Below are 19,723 nucleotides of genomic sequence, written 5' to 3'. Positions count from 1 at the left end.
CGGTGCCCCGCGCCTCTCTCCCGCCGTCCCGCCCCGGGCACCGCGCACATGCGAAGCGCACCGACGCGGACGACCGTGGGTGGCGTAACTGCCACTCGGAGTGAGGAGAGCGCATGCGCTGCCGCAGATTCCGTACGGTGCGTCGCATACTCGTCCGCATACGTGCCGTCCTGACGGTGACCCTGGCCGCCGCCGCGGCCCTCGCCGTACTGCCCGCGGCGCCCGCGGCCGCGACCGACACCGTCGTCGGGGGTCAGGCCGTACGGCTGGCGGACACCCCCTGGACGGTGGCCCTGTCCAGCCGTCACCGGTTCGGGGGAACGCGATCCGGACAGTTCTGCGGCGGCGCGGTCGTCGGCCGCTCCACGGTGCTGACCGCCGCCCACTGCCTGAGCGAGGAGCTGCTGGGCGTTCCCGCGCGGGAGGTGCACGACCTGAAGGTCATAGCGGGCCGCGAGGACCTGGGCACCCGAGAGGGTGAGGAGATCCCGGTCAGCGGCATCCATATCGCCCGTGGCTACGACGAGAACAGCAGCACGCGCGACCTCGCGTCCCTCACCCTGTCCACGCCGCTGCCGGGGCGCTACGTCGTGCCGACCGCGCGTGACGACGACCCCGCCTACCGGCCGGGCACGGAGGCGGAGGTGTACGGCTGGGGCGACACCACAGGGGAGCGCAGCTACGCGGCCAGCCTGCGGGCGGCCGGGCTGCGGGTACTGCCCGACACGTCCTGTCAGCAGGCGTATCCGGGGGGCGGCGAGGAGGGGACGTACAAGAGCGACGTGATGCTCTGTGCGGGGGAACAGCAGGGCGGCCACGACGCCTGTCAGGGGGACAGCGGGGGGCCGCTCGTCGCCGACGGGCGGCTCATAGGGCTCGTGTCCTGGGGGAGCGGCTGCGGCCGTCCGGGCAGCCCCGGCGTGTACACGCGCATCTCCGGCCTTCTGGACGCGGGGGAGGACTCCGGCGCCGACGGAGCGGGGCAGGGCCCCTGAGGGCCGCCTGAGGGCGTTCCCGGGCCTCACGGCCGGGAGAACGCGGGGCGCCGGCCGTCGCTGTGCCTGCCGGGCCGGACGGAAGCGCCCGTGCCGGGCGCACTGACTTCACAGCCGAAACGGGCGGCCTCCTCGTGGTGAGGAGGCCGCCCGTTCTCCGGCCGCTGCCGGAAAGGCTCGTCGTCGGTGGCGGAGTGACGACGCCGACCTGGGGGATCAGCGTTCGTCGTCGTTGGCTGACGCGGGAACGGAGGTGAGACGCTCCGTCTCGTCCTGTATCTCAGCGGCGATCTTCTTGAGTTCCGGCTCGAACTTACGACCGTGGTGGGCGCAGAAGAGCAGTTCGCCGCCGCTCGTCAGGACGACGCGCAGGTATGCCTGGGCGCCGCAGCGGTCGCAGCGGTCAGCGGCCGTCAGCGGGCTTGCGGGGGTCAGAACAGTAGTCACGTCGCCTCTTCTCTAGCTCGACGAGCTGTCGTACCAGGGTCAACATCCAACCAGCCCCGAAACGTTCCCGCTCGTGGCTTATTCCCGAAGATTTCTCTCCCGGTGGCTGTCTGCTGACGGTTGGCGGCGAATGGGCCGTATTGCGTTTCTACGTCTCTTACGGGTTCGCTCGGTCTGTGGGGTGGTCCGCCGGCCGGGTTGCCGGTTGTTCATGAGGACGTGCCCGGAGCCTAAATGGTTCATGCCTCGAAGGGAACGTGATGTACACGTCACCGATCTCGGGCATCGAACGTCCGTGCGATAATGGGGTGGGGTCCGATTTGTGGGCGGGTGGCGCTACAACGGCTCTACCAGGCGTCGGTACCCTCTCACCCAGTGACAGAAGTCGGCCCCTTACCCCCAAGGGAGCCACCTGAAATTCAGCGAGGAGCGAACCGCGTGACCGCCGAGACGTCCGTGCCGTCCACAGCGCTGCTGACCGGAGCAGACCGGGACGGTTCCAACTACACCGCGCGGCACCTGCTCGTCCTTGAGGGGCTCGAAGCCGTCCGAAAACGTCCGGGCATGTACATCGGCTCGACGGACAGCCGCGGTCTGATGCACTGCCTGTGGGAAATCATCGACAACTCCGTCGACGAGGCCCTGGGCGGCTACTGCGACCACATCGAGGTCATCCTTCATGACGACGCCTCCGTGGAGGTGCGGGACAACGGGCGCGGCATCCCGGTGGATGTCGAACCCAAGACCGGCCTGTCGGGTGTCGAGGTGGTGATGACCAAGCTGCACGCGGGCGGGAAGTTCGGAGGCGGTTCGTACGCCGCCTCGGGCGGTCTGCACGGTGTGGGCGCCTCCGTCGTGAACGCGCTCTCCGCGCGGCTCGACGTGGAGGTGGACCGCGGCGGGCACACCCACGCCGTCAGCTTCCGGCGCGGCGTCCCCGGCGCCTTCGCGAAGCCGGGGCCGGATTCCGCTTTCAAGCCCGAGACCGGTCTGCGCAAGGTCCGCAAGCTCCCCAAGAGCCGCACGGGCACCCGGGTGCGTTACTGGTCCGACCGCCAGATCTTCCTCAAGGACGCCAGACTCTCCCTGGACACCCTGCACCAGCGGGCCAGACAGACCGCCTTCCTCGTGCCGGGGCTGACCATCGTGGTGCGGGACGAGTTCGGTCTCGGGGACGGCGGCAGCAAGGGCGAGGAGTCCTTCCGCTTCGACGGCGGCATCAGCGAGTTCTGCGAGTACCTCGCCTCCGACAAGCCGGTCTGCGACGTGTTCAGGCTGAGCGGCGGCGGCACCTTCAAGGAGACCGTGCCCGTCCTCGACGACCACGGCCAGATGACGCCCACCGAGGTCACCAGGGAACTCGGCGTCGACGTGGCGCTGCGCTGGGGCACCGGCTACGACACCACCGTCAGGTCCTTCGTCAACATCATCGCCACCCCCAAGGGCGGCACCCATGTGACCGGCTTCGAGCGGTCGCTGACCAGGACAGTCAACGAGGTGCTGCGCGCCCAGAAGCTGCTGAGGGTCGCCGAGGACGACGTGATCAAGGACGACGTCCTCGAAGGTCTGACCGCGGTCGTGACCGTGCGGCTCGCGGAGCCCCAGTTCGAGGGGCAGACCAAGGAGGTCCTGGGCACCTCGGCCGCCAACCGCATCGTGGCCAACGTTGTCGCCAAGGAGCTGAAGTCGTTCCTGACCTCCAACAAGCGCGACGCGAAGGCGCAGGCGCGGGCGGTCCTGGAGAAGGCCGTCGCCGCCGCCCGTACCCGCATCGCGGCCCGCCAGCACAAGGACGCCCAGCGCCGCAAGACCGCGCTCGAGTCCTCGTCGCTGCCCGCCAAGCTGGCCGACTGCCGCAGCGACGACGTCGGCCGCAGCGAGTTGTTCATCGTCGAGGGCGACTCGGCGCTCGGCACCGCCAAGCTGGCAAGGAACTCCGAGTTCCAGGCGCTCCTGCCGATCCGCGGCAAGATCCTCAACGTCCAGAAGTCGTCCGTCACGGACATGCTGAAGAACGTCGAGTGCGGCGCGATCATCCAGGTGATAGGAGCGGGTTCGGGCCGTACGTTCGACATCGACGCGGCCCGCTACGGAAAGATCATCCTGCTGGTGGACGCCGACGTCGACGGCGCCCACATCCGCTGCCTGCTGCTCACGCTCTTCCAGCGGTACATGCGGCCCATGGTCGAGGCGGGCCGGGTCTTCGCCGCCGTGCCCCCGCTGCACCGCATCGAGCTGGTGCAGCCCAAGAAGGGCCAGGAGAAGTACGTATACACGTACTCCGACCGGGAGCTGCGCGAGACCCTGCTCGACTTCCAGCGGGACGGAGTGCGCTACAAGGACTCCATCCAGCGCTACAAGGGCCTCGGGGAGATGGACGCCGACCAGCTCGCCGAGACCACGATGGACCCGCGCCGCCGCACCCTGCGCCGCATCAACATCGCCGACCTGGACTCCTCCGAGCAGGTCTTCGACCTCCTGATGGGCAACGACGTCGCGCCCCGCAAGGAGTTCATCACCGGCTCCGCCGCGACCCTGGATCGCTCCCGGATCGACGTCTGAGACCACGGGTCCCGGCACCGGGGACCCCCGCCGCCGACCGGTCTCCACCCTCGGGTGGAGGCCGGTTTCCACCTCGGTTCCACCCGTGCTCCGATCTCCCGGGCGATCACTCTCCGTACCGTCGAAGGCGTGCTCAGCTCCCGCCCAGCCGCTCTTCGCGTCCCCACGGAGGTTTCGATGTCCGGGCTCACCACAGTCCTGATCGCGTTGGCCGTCATCGCCCTGGTCGTCGTGCGCCTGACCAGGGCGCAGCAGGTCAGCGGGCAGGGGCGCTGGTGGGTGGTGCCCGTCGTGCTGATCTTCGTGGGGGCGCGCGAGCCCGGCGTCTACGACCCGCACCACGCCGCAGGCTCGGTCGCCCTGCTCGCCGCGGGCCTGGTGGTCTCCGTCCTGGTGGGCCTCGGCTGGGGCTATACGAGCAGGCTGTGGCGGGCCGACGACGGCACGGTCTGGGCGCGGGGCAGCGCCGCGGCGATCGGCATCTGGGCCGTGGGGGTCGCGCTCCGTGGCGGGCTCATGGGGCTCGGGGCCCTCTTCGGCATACACGAGGGCTCGGGGGCGCTCCTCCTCGCCCTCGCCCCCTCGCTGCTCCTGCGCTCCATGGTCCTGATCCACCGCTCGTCCGCTCTCTCCCCGGGCGATGGGTCCGCTCCGGCGTACGGTGGCCGGGTGGGGGCCGGGCAGGGGAAGGACCGCAAGTGGTGAGCACGAACGCGTGGACGAGATGGCCGTCACGCGAGGCGCTCGCCCAGGCCGGCCTCACCCGCGCCCGCCGCGTCCTGAGCAACGGTGTGCGGTACGGGGCCGTGACCGCCCTGCTGTGGAGTTCCCTCGCCCAGGACCACAGGGGCACGCTCGCCTCCGCCGTCGTGCTGCTCTGGGCGGTCGGGTGCGTCCTGGCGGCCCGCGGGCTGTACCAGCTCTCCCTCGCCCACCGGTTGTGGCCGTCGGTGGCGATGCTCGTGCTGCTCCTGGTCGCGGGCGGCCTCGGCCGGGCCCAGGGCCTGGACGTGGCGTCGCTGGTGGTCTGGTGCGGATGCGCGATCGCGGCGCTGGAGCGGCTGCCGCTGGCGGCGGCGCTGCCGGTCACCACGGCCGGGGTCGGCTGCTACATCGCGTATGACAACGACGGCTGGCTGACCACCCTGATCACCGCGGTGGGGCTGGTGCTCGCCGGGTACGTGGTGCGGCTGGAGGCCGAGGCGCGCGGGGGAGCGCAGCGGCTGCTGGAGCAGGAGCGTGCCGCTCGGGTGGCCGAGGCCGAGTCCGCGGCCCTGGCCGAGCGCGCGAGGATCGCCCGGGAGATCCACGACGTGCTGGCCCACAGCCTCTCGGCGCAGATGGTGCACCTGGAGGCGGCCCGGCTGCTGATCGAGAGGGACGCCGACCGGGGGCAGATACTCGAGCGGGTCGTCGACGCCAGGCGGATGGCGCGCGACGGCCTCGCGGAGACCCGGCATGCCCTCTCCGCGCTGCGCGGCGAGATGACACCGCTGGAGCAGTACCTCAAGGAGCTGGCGGGTTCCACGGACGGCGCGGAGGTCACCATTTCGGGGGACCGCAGGCCCCTCGCGGCCGAGGCGTCACAGGCGGTCCGCAGGGTCGCCCAGGAAGCACTCACCAATGCCCGCAAGCACGCACCGGGGGCGACCGTGGCCGTGGTCCTCACTTACGGGGACGACGATGTGACGCTCGACGTGAAGGACACCGGCGGCGCGGGAGCCGGGGAACTCGCGGCGACGGGCGGCGGCTACGGTCTGCGGGGGATGAGGGAGCGCGCCGAACTGCTCGGCGGCACGCTCGCGGCAGGACCGCACGAGGAGGGCTTCGCGGTGACGTTGAAGGTGCCCGCATGACGGCGGACACGGAGGGAGAGGGACCGGAGGTGTCGGCGCGGGTCGTCGTCGCCGACGACCAGACCGTGGTCCGCGAGGGCATCGTGATGCTGCTGGGGCTGCTGCCCGGCATCGAGGTGGTCGGGTCCGCGGAGGACGGGGAGGAGGCGGTGCGGCTCGTCGGGGAGCTGCACCCCGACGTGGTCCTCATGGACCTGCGGATGCCCCGGTGCGACGGCGTGGAGGCGACCCGCCGCATCCGGCGGCACCACCCCGGCACCCAGGTCGTCGTCCTCACCACCTACGCGGACGACGGATCGCTCTTTCCCGCCCTGCGGGCCGGGGCGCGCGGCTACCTCACCAAGGACGCGGGCGGCGACGAGATCGTCCGGGCCGTGCACAGCGTGCTGTCCGGGGACGCGGGGCTCTCGCCGAAGATCCAGCGGCGGCTGCTGGAGAGCCTGTCCACACCGCAGCAGCCGCCCCCGCCGTCCCCTCCGCCGGACGATCTGACCGTGCGCGAGGGCGAGGTCCTGGTGCTGATCGCGGAGGGCCTCAGCAACCAGGAGATCGCCCGTCGGCTCCATGTCTCCACGGCGACGGTGAAGACACACATCAACAACCTGTTCGCCAAGACCGGCCTCAAGGACAGGGCCCAGGCGGTGCGATACGCCTATCAGCACGGTCTTGTTCGCTCACCCAGCAAGGGAATCACCTGAAGGAGTGAAGAGGCGGGAGAGAAGAGTCCGGGATCTTCGACCGCTGCCCATCCTTGGCTCCGCGGCAGCAGCGTGCCGCGGACAAGGAGAGACCGGTGGACATGCACGACCGACCAGAAGGCGCCGGGCCCCGCCTCGACGACCCCTGGGGCGAGGCGCTCACGGGCCCGGGTGAGCACGACGGCACCGGAGCCCCCGCCCCCCGGGGCCCCGCCCGGCCGCAGCCGCAGCCCGCGGGGCACGGCAGGGCGGGCGTCTATCTGGAGGTGCAGCGCAGTCCCGCGTTCCAGGAGGTGCGGGCCCGCTACCGGCGGTTCGTGGTGCCCGCCTGCACGGCCTTCACGGTCTGGTACCTGCTGTACGTCGTGGCCGCGACCAGCGCCCCCGGGCTGATGGCGCGGCCGGTGGTGGGCGCGGTGAACGTGGCCATGCTCGCCGGACTCGCCCAGTTCCTCACCACGTTCCTGCTGACCTGGGCATACGCCAGGCACGCCAGGCTGCGCAGGGACCGGGCGGCGCTTGAGCTGCGGTGGCAGACCCAGGAGCGGACGAGGAGGGCGGACGGTTGACGGAGCACCACCAGACACTGGCGCTCGTCCTGTTCAGCGCCTTCGTCGCGGTCACCCTCGCCATCACGACATGGGCGGGGCGGCACCGGCGCGGCGGCGCGGAGGAGTTCTACGCGGGCGGAAGGCTGTTCACGCCCCTGGAGAACGGCCTGGCCATCGCGGGCGACTACATGTCGGCGGCGTCCTTCCTCGGCATCTCCGGCCTCATCGCCCTCTACGGCTACGACGGGCTGCTGTACTCGGTGGGCTTCTTCGTGGCCTGGCTCGTCGTGCTGCTGCTGGTGGCGGAACTGGTGCGCAACTGCGGCCGGTTCACGCTGGCGGACGTGGTCGCGGCACGGATGCGGGAGCGCCCGGTGCGGATCGCGGCGGGGCTCTCCTCGGTGACGGTGTCCGTGCTCTACCTGGTCGCGCAGATGGTGGGGGCGGGGACCCTGGTGTCCCTGCTGCTCGGGCAGGCGAGCGGCGCCGCGCGGTCCTGGGCGGTGATCGGGGTGGGCGCCCTCATGGTGGTCTATGTGTCGCTGGGCGGGATGCGGGCCACGACCTGGATTCAGATCGTCAAGGCGGTGCTGCTGATGGCCGGGGCGCTGGCGCTGACGGCGCTGGTGCTGGTGCGCTTCCACGGCGACTTCGACCAGTTGCTGAGGGCGGCCGCCGACCGCAGCGGCCATGGCCGGGACTTCCTCGCGCCGGGGCTGAAGTACGGCGGCGGCTGGGCGGCGCGGCTGGACTTCATCAGCCTCGCGGTCGCCCTCGTACTGGGGACGGCGGGGCTGCCGCACATCCTGTCCCGCTTCTACACGGTGCCGACGGCACGGGCGGCGCGGCGGTCCGCCGTCTGGTCCATCGGGCTGATCGGCGGCTTCTACCTGATGACGATCGTGCTGGGGTTCGGGGCCGCCGCGGTGGTCGGCCCCGGCGCGGTGCGCGCCTCGAACGGGGCGGGGAACACGGCCGTCCCGCTGCTGGCGCTCGACCTCGGCGGCGGCTCGGGCTCCCTCGGCGGGACGGTGCTGTTCGCGGTCGTGGCCGCGGTGGCGTTCGCGACGATCCTGGCGGTGGTCGCCGGGATCACCCTCGCGTCCTCGGCGTCCGTCGCGCACGACCTCTACGCGTCGCTGCGGCGCCGGGACCGCGGCCCGCTGCGCGAGGTCGCGGTGGCGCGGGTGGCGGCGGTGGTGATCGGGGCGGTGGCGATCGCGCTGGGGCTCCTGGCGCGCGACCTCAATGTGGCGTTCCTGGTGGGGCTCGCGTTCGCGCTGGCGGCGTCGGCGAATCTGCCGGTGCTGCTGTACTCGCTGTTCTGGCGCCGGTTCACCACCCGGGGCGCGGTCTGGGCGGTGTACGGGGGGCTGGTCCCCGGTCTTGCGCTTGTCGTGCTGTCGCCCGTGGTGTCGGGGCGGCCCTCGTCGCTCTTCCCGGGGCTGGACTTCCAGTACTTCCCGTTGGAGAACCCGGGGCTGGTCTCCATCCCGCTCGGATTCCTCGCGGGCTGGCTGGGCGCGGTGACGTCACGGGAGCCTGCGGACGAGGCCAAGCACGCGGAGACGGAGGTGCGCGCCCTCACCGGCGCCGGAGCCGTGTGACGAGGCAGCGGTGCGCCTGCGGCCGTGCGCCGGGGCCTGTGGTCAGCCGGTTCCGGCCGTGTCCGGCGCCAGTTCGCGCGGGGCGCCCGGGGTCATCGTCGCGGGGGTTCCCAGGGCGGCGCCGCAGCTCTCGGGGCGGGGCGGTCCCGCGGGGCCCTCGGCCACGTCGACCCGCCAGCGCCGCCCGTCGGTGTGCGCGAGGGTGACGGCCCAGGCGGGGGCGCCGCCCTCGACGGCGAGGACCCGCAGCGCGCCCGCCGTGTGCTCGCCGAGGCGGGCGCGCAGGGCGAGTTCCGCGGCCTGCGCGGGCCGCGGCCAGGTCGAGTTGCCGCGGCAGCCGTCGAGGACCACACGGCCGAGCCGCGCCTCCCGCAGGATGTCCTTGACGTCGGCCCCGCCGACGCGGCCGTAGGCGTAGCCGAAGGGCAGGACCAGCACCGTCGGCGCGAAGCGGTGGCCGCCGAGGTGGGTGACCTCCCAGATGCCCTCGTGCCCCGAGGCGGCGAGTTCCTGGGCGAGCGGGCGGCCGAGGGCGGCGCAGCAGCGGTCGCGGCGGCCGTTGGTGCACACGAACGCCAGCGGCGCCCCGGCGTGCGGTCCACCGCAGAGGAGACGGTCGAAGCCCCGGTGCTCACCCGCGCCCAGCGCGCCGAAGTCCAGGTCGAGCAGGGCGGCGGGGTCGGCGGCATGCGCCGCGTGCACCCAGGGGTGCGCGGGATCGGCGGAGGCCGCGTACACGGTGCGTGATGCCGTCCCCGGCCCGACGGGGTGCCGGCCGGGGCGCCGGATCAGCGCGACCCGGACGCCGCTGCCCGCCGCGGCGGCGTCGAGGGCGCGACCGAGGCCCGGGTCGAGGCGGCTGCCGGTGAGGGCCTTGGCGCCCCAGGGGCCGGGCTGTTCGACCAGGAGCCAGGTGCGGGCCACGGCGGCCGTACCGGCCACGGGCTCGTCCCACTCCCTCGAAGCAGTCGCACACAGGGTCACGAAAGGGCAGCCTAACCTAAGGGGTCACCGGGACCGCTGGGACGGCGGGCCACCCGTGAGTTGTACGGGCCCGGGACGCCGTCTCCGTCGGCGCGCCCCCGCCCTGGCGGTAGGGCCGTCGGCGGAGGGGCTGTTTCCGAGTGCGCGCCGGAACGGCGGGGCTGGTGATCGTGCCTGCCGCCCGGTCAGTCCGTGGCCGGGGCGGGCAGCGGTTGCGGGGGTGTCGGCCCCGTGTAGTCGCCGAGGGGGCGCATCCGCAAAGGGGCCTCGGCGTACTCCTCCAGGGCGTGGGCGATCCAGCCCGCAGTGCGGGCGAGGGCGAAGACGGTCTCGCCCGCGGTCGGGGGCATGCCGCAGGCGGTGGTGAAGACGGCGAGCGCCAGGTCGACGTTGGCGTGCAGGCCGGTGTGCCGGGCCGCGGTCCGCACGATGTCCCGCGCGGCGGCCAGCGACGAGTCCGCCTGCGGCAACTGCTCCAGCAGAGCGAACAGGACGCGGGCGCGCGGGTCCTCGCCGCGGTAGACGCGGTGGCCGAGGCCGGGGATGCGGCGGCCCGCGCGCAGTTCTTCCGCGACCACGGGGGCGGCGTTGCCCTCGTCGAGCACGTTCAGCAGCATCCGGTGCGCCTGGCCGCTCGCGGCGCCGTGCAGCGGGGCGTCCAGCACGCCGAGCCCGGTGGAGACGGCGGCGTACACGTGGGCGCGGGCGGAGGCGGCGACGCGTACCGCCAGGGTGGATGTCGCGAGGTCGTGGTCGACGAGCAGGGCGAGCGCGGTGTCGAGGACGCGCAGCGAGCCGTCGTCGGCGGGGTGCGGGGTCAGCCTGCTCCACAGCCGCCGGGCCAGCGGGCCCTCGCCCCGCTGGTCGGGGCCGGCCGGGGGCAGCGCGGCGACCAGGGTCGGGATCAGACCGCGCCCGGTCGCGAGGACGGCCTCGCCGGACAGGTCGAAGCGGAGCGGGTCGACGGCCCCCGCGGCGGAGGCCGCGACCCGCAGCAGGTCCGTGGTGCCGCTCAGCTCCGGCATCGCGCGCACCGCGGCCCGCGCGGCCCTGGCCGCCGCCCGAGGGGCGGTGAACGCGGCCCCGGGCCGCAGCCGCCCCGTCCACAGCCACTCGGCGACCTCCTCGTAGGTGCGGTCGCGCGCCAGCTCCGCCGCGTCCACGCCGCGGTAGTAGTACCGGTCCGCCTCGATCAGGGTGAGCGCGGTGCGCACCGACAGGTCGGTGCCGGTGCGCTGGACCGGCCTGGCGGGCCCGGTACGGCGCGCCAGCGCGGCCACCTCCCCGGCGTCGAAGGTGCTGCCGCGGCCGCCGGGGGCGCGTCGGCTGCCCAGGCGGCCCCGGCTCACATACGCGTACACGGTCTCCGGTTTCACGCCGAGCAGTTCGGCGGCCTCCCGGGTGGTCAGCCGCCGGTCCCCTCCCGCTCCCGGTGCTTCATCCGTCATGGGCGCCACCGTATCCACTTGATCCACCCCGACGGGACGCCCGTGCCCGCCCGTCTTGATGGACTCATATTGATTTGATCAACGTTGACAGTAATGCATCAATCATAGATGGTCGAATCAATGGATGACAGGGAAGGAGCGTCACCGATGGACGCCACCAGGACCACCCCGGCCGAGGTGCCCCGCGGGCTCGCGGGCGTCGTCGTCACCGACACCGCGATCGGCGACGTGCGCGGGCACGAGGGCTTCTACCACTACCGCCAGTACTCGGCCGTGGAACTCGCCGCCGAGCGCTCCTTCGAGGACGTCTGGCACCTTCTCGTCAACGGCGCCCTCCCGGACGCCGAGGAGAGCGCCGAGTTCGCCGGGCGGACCGCCGCGCTGCGCGCCCTGCCCCCCGAGGTCGCCAAGGCGTTGCCGGTGATCGCGGCGTCCGGCAGCGGCTCGGGGCCGCTCGCCGGGCTGCGCACCGCGCTGTCCCTGTTCGGCGCGGCACGGGGGTTCGCGCCGCTCTACGACAGCGACGCGGACCGGCGGCGCGCCGACACGCTCGCGGCGTCCGCCGCGGTGCCCACCCTCGTCGCCGCCCTGTACCGGCTCGGCAGCGGCCTCGACCCCGTCGAACCGCGGGCCGACCTGCCCTACGCCGCCAACTACCTGTACATGCTCACGGGCGAGGAGCCCGGGCCGCGCCACGCGCGTGCCCTGGAGCGCTACTTGATCTCCACCATCGACCATGGATTCAACGCGTCAACCTTCACCGCACGGGTGATCGCGTCGACCGGCGCTGACGTGGCGGCGTGCCTCGCGGGCGCCGTCGGCGCGCTGTCGGGCCCGCTGCACGGCGGGGCGCCCAGCCGGGCGCTCGACACCCTGGACGCGATCGGCAGTCCGGAGCGCATAGACGGCTGGATCAGGGAACGGGTGCTCGCGGGCGAGCGGATCATGGGCTTCGGACACCCGGTGTACCGCACCGCTGACCCCCGCTCGGTGATGCTGCGGGACATCGCCCGCGACTTCGGCGGCCCGCTGGTCGACTTCGCGGTGCAGGTGGAGGGCCGGGTGGAGGCGATACTCGCCGAGCTCAAGCCGGGCCGGGAACTCCACACCAACGTGGAGTTCTACGCCGGGGTCGTCATGGAGCTGTGCGGGCTGCCACGGGAGATGTTCACCCCCACGTTCGCGGCGGCCAGGGTGATCGGGTGGAGCGCCAACATCCTGGAGCAGGCCGAGGACTCGAAGATCATCCGCCCCGCGGCCCGCTACGTCGGCGAGCCCGCCCCCGTGCCCCTACCCCCGGCCGCCTGAGCCCGCGACCGGGGCGCCGGGCCCCGGTCGGCACCGTGGCGGCCCGCACCCTGCCGCCAGGCCGCCCCGCCAGGCCGCCGCCACGCTGGCCCGCATCACGCCGCGTCACGTCACGCCAGCGCGCGTCACACCGGCCCACGTCACGCCCAGCCGCGACGCGTCGCGCCCCGCAGCACCACGCCCCCCCCGCAGCGCCACGTCAGGCCACGCAACACCACGCAGCACCACGCGGCGACACGGCGCCCTGGACGCGTCGCCCTGGCGGCCCGGCGGGGGAGCGGCGCTCGTATCCTGGGCGCTGTCACCCCCCGGTCGCGCGGCGCCGTGTCCCGTACGGCGGGCGCCGGGCGTTGCCGCCCGGGACCGGGCCGAACGAGAGGCCGTCGTACGTGAGTCCCCAGCAGATCCCCGTCATCGTGCTCGCGGGCTTCCTCGGGTCGGGCAAGACCACCCTCCTCAACCACCTCCTGCACACCGGCGGCGGCACCCGCATCGGGGCCGTCGTCAACGACTTCGGGGCCATCGACATCGACGCGATGGCCGTCGCGGGCAGCCTGGGCGACTCCACCGTGTCCCTCGGCAACGGATGCCTGTGCTGCTCCGTCGACGTCAGCGAACTTGACACCTCCCTTGACGTATTGACGCGTCCCTCCGCCGGCATTGATGTGGTGATCATCGAGGCCAGTGGTCTCGCCGAGCCCGGCGAGCTGGTGCGGATGGTTCTCGCCAGCGGCAACCCGCGCGTGGCGTACGGGGGCCTGGTGGAGGTGATCGACGCCGCGGAGTTCGACGCGAGCCGCGAGCGCCACCCCGAACTCGAACGGCACGTAGGGATCGCCGACCTGGTGGTGCTCAACAAGACCGACCGGGTCACACCAGAGGACAGGGAACGGCTCCTTGCGCGCGTACGGGACCTGAACGCGCACGGCGCCGTGGTCTGCGCCTCCCACGGCCGGGTCGACCCCGAACTGCTCTTCGACCGCAAGGCGGTGACGGAGCGTTTCGGGCAGCTCTCCTTCGACGACCTGCGGGAGCGCGAGGAGGGCGGGCCCGGCGGCCACCAGGGGCATCTGCACGCGGCCTACGACACCGTGTCGTTCACCTCGGCCGTCCCGCTCGACCCGCGGCGCACCACGGCCTTCCTCGACAGCAGGCCGCCCGGTCTCTACCGGATCAAGGGCCATGTCGACTTCGGCGCCGCCGACCCGCGCAACCGCTACGGGCTGCACACCGTGGGCGGCGCCGTGCGCTTCACCCCCGAGCCCTGGGCGCCTGGCCAGGAGCGCGGGAGCGCCCTCGTGCTCATCGGCTCAGGCGTGGACACCGAAAGCCTCCTCGCCGCCCTCACGGCCTGCCGCAGCATCGCGGAACAGGCCCCCGAAGGCGAGGGAGCCGAGGGGGCCGGGGAGGACGACGCGGCGATGTGGGGCGTGCTGCGCTTCGTCGCCGCGGCGCAGGACGAGGAGGAGCCGCGGCGGCCCGAGCCCGAGCCCGGACCTGAAGACCCCGCCCTCGCCCCCTGACCGCGCCGCGCCCCGCGCCACCCTCGGCTGACGCGCGCGTTACGCGGGCCCCGCCACCACCGCCACCGTCCTCGGCAGCGACACGCCCGAGCCGTCCCTGCGCGGGTCGGGCTCGGGCAGTTCGACGGGGGTGCCGTTCCGCTGCGCCGCGCGCGCGGGCACCGGGCCCGCCCATGCCAGGCTGAGGCAGTCCTCGCCCTTCAGGAACCGCTGGCAGCGCACCCCGCCGGTGGCTCGCCCCTTGCGGGGGTACTGGTCGAACGGGGTCAGCTTCGCCGTCGTCTGCACGGAGTCGTCGAGGGTGCCGCGCGAGCCCGCGACCGTGAACACCACCGCGTCCGCCGACGGGTCGACGGCGGTGAACGAGATCACCTTGGCGCCCGTGGACAGCTTGATCCCGGCCATGCCGCCCGCCGCACGGCCCTGCGGGCGCACCTGGGACGCCTGGTAGCGCAGGAGCTGCGCGTCGTCGCTGATGAACACGAGGTCCTCGTCGCCCGTGCGCAGCTCCATGCCGCCCACGACGCGGTCACCCTCACGGAGCGCGATGACCTCCAACTCGTCCTTGTTGGTTGGGTAGTCGGGCACGACGCGTTTCACGATGCCCTGCGCCGTGCCGAGCGCCAGCCCCGGGGAGGACTCGTCGAGCGTGGTCAGACAGACCACCTCCTCGTCGCCTTCGAGGGACAGGAACTCCGCGACCGGGGCGCCCCCCGCCAGGTCGGGCGGCGAGTCCTCGGGCAACTGCGGCAGGTCGACGACGCTGAGCCGCAGCAGCCGCCCCTCCGAGGTGACCGCGCCGATATCGCCGCGCGCGGTGGCGGGCGCCGACGACACGATCAGGTCGTGCTTGCCGCGCTTGGCCTCCTTGGCGAACGGCTCACCGTTCGCCGTGCGCGCCAGCAGGCCCGTCGAGGACAGCAGCACACGGCACGGGTCGTCGGCGACCTGGAGGTCCACCACGACGGCGGGCGCGCCCGAGGACTCCACCAGCATGGTGCGCCGGGGGGTGGCGAACTTCTTGGCCACCGCGGACAGCTCGGAGGAGACCAGCTTCCGCAGCTCCGCGTCCGATTCCAGGATGCGGGTCAGCTCCTCGATCTCCGAGTTCAGCCGGTCGCGCTCGGACTCCAGCTCGATGCGGTCGAACTTGGTCAGCCGGCGAAGCGGGGTGTCCAGGATGTACTGGGTCTGGATGTCGCTCAGTGCGAACCGCTCGATGAGCCGCTGCTTGGCCTGCGCCGAGTTCTCGCTGGAGCGGATCAGCCTGATGACCTCGTCGATGTCGACGAGCGCCGTCAGCAGGCCCTCGACCAGGTGCAGCCGGTCGCGCTTCTTGCCGCGCCTGAACTCGCTGCGCCGCCGCACCACCGTGAACCGGTGGTCCAGGTAGACCTCAAGCAGCTCCTTGAGCCCGAGCGTGAGCGGCTGCCCGTCGACCAGGGTGACGTTGTTGATGCCGAAGGACTCCTCCATCGGCGTGAGCTTGTACAACTGCTCCAGGACGGCCTCGGGCACGAAGCCGTTCTTGATCTCGATGACGAGGCGCAGCCCGTGGCCCCGGTCGGTGAGGTCCTTGACGTCGGCGATGCCCTGGAGCTTCTTCGAGCCGACCAGATCCTTGATCTTGGAGATGACCTTCTCGGGGCCGACGGCGAAGGGCAGTTCCGTGACGACGAGCCCCTTGCGGCGGGCGGTGACGTCCTCCACGGCGACCGTCGCCCGGATCTTGAACGTGCCCCGGCCGGTCTCGTACGCGTCCCTGATCCCGGTCAGGCCCACGATGCGGCCGCCGGTGGGCAGGTCGGGACCGGGGACGTACTTCATCAGCGTCTCCAGGTCGGCGCCCGGGTGTCTGATGAGGTGCCGCGCGGCGGCGATGACCTCGCCGAGGTTGTGCGGCGGCATGTTCGTCGCCATGCCGACCGCGATCCCCGACGCGCCGTTCACCAGCAGGTTCGGGAACGCGGCCGGGAGGGCTACCGGCTCCCGCTCCTGGCCGTCGTAGTTCGGCAGGAAATCGACCGTGTCCTCGTCGATCGACTCCGTCATCAGCGAGGTCGCGTCGGCCATCCGGCACTCGGTGTAGCGCATCGCGGCGGGCGGGTCGTCGTTGCCCAGCGAGCCGAAGTTGCCGTGGCCGTCGACCAGGGGCAGGCGCATCGAGAACGGCTGCGCCATGCGCACGAGGGCGTCGTAGATCGACGCGTCGCCGTGCGGGTGCAGCTTGCCCATGACCTCGCCGACGACACGCGCGCACTTCACATAGCCGCGGTCGGGGCGCAGGCCCATCTCGCTCATCTGGTACACGATCCTGCGGTGGACGGGCTTCATGCCGTCCCTGGCGTCGGGCAGGGCGCGCGAGTAGATGACCGAGTACGCATATTCGAGATAGGAGCCCTGCATCTCGTCGACGACGTCGATGTCGAGGATCTTCTCCTCGAAGTCGTCGGGTGGCGGGGTCTTCGTGCTGCGGCGGGCCATCGCTGCGCGGCTCCTTCACGGTTTCTGCCGGGGCATCACGGGATCTGACGCCGACCATTGTGGACCGCGCCACCGACAAGCGGGACCGCGACCTGTCCCGGCACCCCCTCGACCGGCCGCGCGCGCCGCCCCGCCGCGCGCCCCCGAGGGCGCCCGCACACCCGCGGCCGGCGGGGCGCGAGCGGTCCGGCGGGAACTTCGCGGCGCCCCGGAACGCTTGCATACAGTGGCAGGGCCACAGCGCTTCTGGCGCTTCCGCAGTCATCCGCGATCGAAGGGACGTACATGCCCATGGGTCACCCGACCACGGCCCAAGCCGACTCCGGCGGTCTCACTGCGACAGAGCACCGCCTGGACAACGGCCTGCGGGTAATCCTCTCCGAGGACCACCTGACCCCGGTCGCCGCGGTCTGCCTCTGGTACGACGTCGGCTCACGCCACGAGGTCAAGGGCCGCACGGGCCTCGCGCACCTCTTCGAGCACCTGATGTTCCAGGGCTCGAAGCAGGTCGGCGGCAACGGCCACTTCGAACTGGTCCAGGGCGCCGGCGGCTCCCTGAACGGCACCACGAGCTTCGAGCGAACCAACTACTTCGAGACCATGCCCGCCCACCAGCTAGAGCTGGCACTGTGGCTGGAAGCCGACCGCATGGGCTCCCTGCTGACGGCGCTCGACCAGGAGTCCCTGGACAACCAGCGCGACGTGGTGAAGAACGAGCGCAGGCAGCGCTACGACAACGTCCCGTACGGCACCGCCTTCGAGCGGCTGACCGCGCTCTCGTACCCGGACGGGCACCCGTACCACCACACGCCCATCGGCTCCATGGCCGACCTGGACGCGGCCACCCTTGAGGACGCGCGCGCGTTCTTCCGCACGTACTACGCGCCCAACAACGCCGTGCTGTCGATCGTCGGCGACATCGACCCGGAGCAGACCCTGGCCTGGGTGCAGAGGTACTTCGGCAGCATCGCCTCCCACCAGGGCAAGCCCGAGCCCCGCGACGGCACGCTGCCCGACACCATCGGCGCGCAGCTGCGCGAGGTCGTCGAGGAGGAGGTGCCGGCCCGCGCCCTGATGGCCGCCTACCGACTGCCCGCCGACGGCACACGCGCGTGCGACGCGGCCGACCTCGCCCTGACTGTGCTCGGCGGCGGCGAGTCGTCCCGGCTCTACAACCGCCTCGTGCGCCGCGACCGCACCGCGGTGGCCGCCGGGTTCGGCCTGCTGCGGCTCGCCGGGGCGCCCTCGCTCGGCTGGCTCGACGTGAAGACCTCGGGCGACGTCGAGGTGCCCGTCATCGAGGCCGCCGTCGACGAGGAGCTGGCCCGCTTCGCCGAGGAGGGCCCCACGCCCGAGGAGATGGAGCGCGCCCAGGCCCAGTTGGAGCGCGAATGGCTCGACCGCCTCGGCACGGTCGCCGGGCGCGCCGACGAACTGTGCCGCTTCGCGGTCCTCTTCGGCGACCCGCAGCTCGCGCTGACCGCCGTCGGCCGCGTCCTTGAGGTCACCGCGGAGGACGTGCAGGCCATCGCCGCCGCCCGGCTGCACCCGGACAACCGCGCGGTCCTGGTCTACGAGCCCACCGCCGCGTCCGACGACAGCGCCGACGCCGGTACCGACGACGAAGAGGAGGCGGCCCAGTGAGCGGCGCCGAGACGTCCCCGAAGCTCGCCACCATGGAGTTCCACCCGCGGCCCGAGGCGGGCGAGCCGCGGCCCTGGGCGTTCCCCGCGCCCGAGCGCACCGCCCTGGCCAACGGGCTCACGGTGCTGCGCTGCCACCGCCCCGGCCAGCAGGTGGTGGCCGTCGAGGTGCTGCTCGACAGCCCTCTCGACGCGGAGCCCGAAGGGCTCGACGGCGTCGCCACGATCATGGCGCGCGCGTTCTCCGAGGGCACCGACAAGCACACGGCCGAGGAGTTCGCCGCCGAACTCGAACGCTGCGGCGCCACCCTCGACACCATGGCCGACCACCCGGGCGTGCGGGTCTCCCTCGAAGTGCCCGCCTCCCGGCTGCCCAAGGCGCTCGGGCTGCTCGCCGACGCGCTGCGCGCGCCCGCCTTCGACGACGGCGAGATCGAGCGCCTGGTGCGCAACCGGCTCGACGAGATCCCGCACGAGATGGCCAATCCCGCGCGCAGGGCCGCCAAGGAGCTGTCCAGGCAGCTCTTCCCCGCCGAGTCCCGCACGTCCCGCCCGCGCCAGGGCACCGAGGAGACCGTCGCCGCGATCGACTCGGCCGCGGTGCGCGCGTTCTACGAGAAGCACGTGCGGCCCGGCACGGCCACCGTCGTCGTGGTGGGCGACCTGACCGGCACCGACCTCGACGCCCTGCTCGCCGACACCCTCGGCGCCTGGACCGGCGGCGCGGCCACCCCGCACACCATGCCGAGGACCACCGCCGACGACTCCGGGCGCGTCGTCATCGTGGACCGCCCCGGCGCGGTCCAGACGCAGCTCCTCATCGGCCGCGTGGGCCCCGACAGGCACGAGAGCGTGTGGCCCGCCCAGGTGCTCGGCACGTACTGCCTCGGCGGCACCCTCACCTCGCGGCTCGACCGGGTCCTGCGCGAGGAGAAGGGCTACACGTACGGCGTGCGCGCGTTCGCGCAGGTGCTGCGCTCCGCGGCCCCCGACCCGGCCTCCGGCGTCCAGGGCGCGGCCATGCTCGCGATCTCCGGCAGCGTGGACACCGAGTCCACCGGGCCCGCGCTCGACGACCTGTGGAAGGTACTGCGCTCGCTCGCCGCCGAGGGCCTGACCGACGAGGAGCGCGACGTCGCCGTGCAGAACCTGGTCGGCGTCGCCCCGCTGAAGTTCGAGACCGCGGCGTCGGTCGCGGGCACCCTCGCCGACCAGGTGGAGCAGCAGCTCCCCGACGACTACCAGGCGAGGCTGTACCGCGCGTACGCCGAGACCGGCACCGTCGAGGCCACCACGGCGGTGGTGCGCGCCTTCCCCGTGGACCGCCTGGTGACGGTCCTCGTCGGCGACGCCGCGCGTATCGAGGAGCCGGTACGGGCCCTCGGCATCGGCGAGGTGAGCGTCGTCACGGGCGGCTGACCCGCCCGCGCGTGAGCACCGCGCGGCACCACGCGCGCGTGCCCCCACGCACCACAACCGCCGGGCGCGCGGCGCCCTCCGGCGCCCGGCACCGCGCCACCCGGCGCACCGCGCCCGCCCGTCAGGCGCACCGCACCCACCACGGACAAAAGCCCCGGCACACCGCCGGGGCTTTTGCGTGCCCGCGCGCCTTCCGCG

General features: G+C 72.9%; 15 protein-coding genes. 11 read left to right on the top strand and 4 right to left on the bottom strand.

Annotation, left to right across the window (positions count from 1 at the left end; genetic code table 11):
- Positions 1–137: 137 nt before the first annotated feature.
- Positions 138–995: a serine protease gene (locus ACIBIW_RS11900; protein WP_399334876.1), complete on the top strand. Its 858-nt coding sequence runs from the start codon at positions 138–140 to the stop codon at positions 993–995.
- A gap of 216 nt (positions 996–1,211) precedes the next feature.
- Here ACIBIW_RS11900 and ACIBIW_RS11895 read toward each other — a convergent pair whose 3' ends face one another.
- A complete protein-coding gene (locus tag ACIBIW_RS11895; protein ID WP_399334707.1) occupies positions 1,212–1,442 on the bottom strand; it encodes a hypothetical protein in 231 nt (76 codons plus the stop codon).
- 438 nt (positions 1,443–1,880) lie between these two features.
- On the opposite strand from ACIBIW_RS11895, the gene ACIBIW_RS11890 reads away from it, so the two are divergent.
- The 6 genes from ACIBIW_RS11890 (at position 1,881) to ACIBIW_RS11865 (ending at position 8,716) form a co-directional block, all read left to right on the top strand.
- Positions 1,881–4,004, top strand: a complete 2,124-nt coding sequence (locus ACIBIW_RS11890; protein WP_399334705.1) for a type IIA DNA topoisomerase subunit B — start codon at positions 1,881–1,883, stop codon at positions 4,002–4,004.
- Positions 4,005–4,181: 177 nt separating this feature from the next.
- Positions 4,182–4,709, top strand: a complete 528-nt coding sequence (locus tag ACIBIW_RS11885) for a DUF1453 domain-containing protein (RefSeq protein ID WP_399334703.1) — start codon at positions 4,182–4,184, stop codon at positions 4,707–4,709.
- A complete protein-coding gene (locus tag ACIBIW_RS11880; RefSeq protein ID WP_399334701.1) occupies positions 4,706–5,860 on the top strand; it encodes a sensor histidine kinase in 1,155 nt (384 codons plus the stop codon). The genes ACIBIW_RS11885 and ACIBIW_RS11880 overlap by 4 nt, the downstream gene beginning before the upstream one ends.
- The gene (locus ACIBIW_RS11875) at positions 5,857–6,558 is read left to right on the top strand and encodes a response regulator (protein ID WP_399334699.1); all 702 of its coding nucleotides are present in this window, start codon (positions 5,857–5,859) and stop codon (positions 6,556–6,558) included. Before ACIBIW_RS11880 ends, ACIBIW_RS11875 begins: the two co-directional genes overlap by 4 nt.
- Positions 6,559–6,659: 101 nt before the next feature.
- Complete coding sequence (locus tag ACIBIW_RS11870; protein WP_399334697.1) at positions 6,660–7,127, top strand: DUF485 domain-containing protein; 468 nt, start codon at positions 6,660–6,662, stop codon at positions 7,125–7,127.
- Complete coding sequence (locus ACIBIW_RS11865) at positions 7,124–8,716, top strand: cation acetate symporter (RefSeq protein ID WP_399334695.1); 1,593 nt, start codon at positions 7,124–7,126, stop codon at positions 8,714–8,716. The genes ACIBIW_RS11870 and ACIBIW_RS11865 overlap by 4 nt, the downstream gene beginning before the upstream one ends.
- Before the next feature lie 42 nt (positions 8,717–8,758).
- Here ACIBIW_RS11865 and ACIBIW_RS11860 read toward each other — a convergent pair whose 3' ends face one another.
- Positions 8,759–9,700, bottom strand: coding sequence for a sucrase ferredoxin (locus ACIBIW_RS11860; protein WP_399334693.1), 942 nt, complete (start codon positions 9,698–9,700; stop codon positions 8,759–8,761).
- 185 nt (positions 9,701–9,885) lie between these two features.
- The gene (locus ACIBIW_RS11855) at positions 9,886–11,148 is read right to left on the bottom strand and encodes a citrate/2-methylcitrate synthase (RefSeq protein WP_399334691.1); all 1,263 of its coding nucleotides are present in this window, start codon (positions 11,146–11,148) and stop codon (positions 9,886–9,888) included.
- A gap of 147 nt (positions 11,149–11,295) precedes the next feature.
- On the opposite strand from ACIBIW_RS11855, the gene ACIBIW_RS11850 reads away from it, so the two are divergent.
- Both ACIBIW_RS11850 and ACIBIW_RS11845 read left to right on the top strand, forming a co-directional pair.
- Positions 11,296–12,456, top strand: a complete 1,161-nt coding sequence (locus ACIBIW_RS11850; RefSeq protein WP_399334689.1) for a citrate synthase — start codon at positions 11,296–11,298, stop codon at positions 12,454–12,456.
- 389 nt (positions 12,457–12,845) lie between these two features.
- Entirely contained in the window at positions 12,846–13,979 is a 1,134-nt protein-coding gene (locus tag ACIBIW_RS11845; RefSeq protein WP_399334687.1) for a CobW family GTP-binding protein, read from the top strand.
- A 39-nt stretch (positions 13,980–14,018) separates the two neighbouring features.
- On the opposite strand, the gene ACIBIW_RS11840 is transcribed toward ACIBIW_RS11845, so the two are convergent.
- Positions 14,019–16,463, bottom strand: a complete 2,445-nt coding sequence (locus ACIBIW_RS11840) for a DNA topoisomerase (ATP-hydrolyzing) subunit A (protein ID WP_399334685.1) — start codon at positions 16,461–16,463, stop codon at positions 14,019–14,021.
- Between the two features lie 285 nt (positions 16,464–16,748).
- Here ACIBIW_RS11840 and ACIBIW_RS11835 point away from each other — a divergent pair, with 285 nt between their 5' ends.
- Together ACIBIW_RS11835 and ACIBIW_RS11830 are read left to right on the top strand one after the other, a co-directional pair.
- A complete protein-coding gene (locus ACIBIW_RS11835) occupies positions 16,749–18,107 on the top strand; it encodes a M16 family metallopeptidase (protein ID WP_399334683.1) in 1,359 nt (452 codons plus the stop codon).
- A gap of 32 nt (positions 18,108–18,139) precedes the next feature.
- Entirely contained in the window at positions 18,140–19,525 is a 1,386-nt protein-coding gene (locus ACIBIW_RS11830; RefSeq protein ID WP_399334874.1) for a M16 family metallopeptidase, read from the top strand.
- The last annotated feature ends 198 nt before the right edge of the window (positions 19,526–19,723 follow it).

It is taken from the genome of Streptomyces sp. NPDC050560, from assembly GCF_044457285.1.
GTDB lineage: Bacteria > Actinomycetota > Actinomycetes > Streptomycetales > Streptomycetaceae > Streptomyces.
The sequence above is the reverse complement of the archived record's forward strand: the minus strand, read 5'-3'. Positions and strand labels throughout refer to the sequence as shown.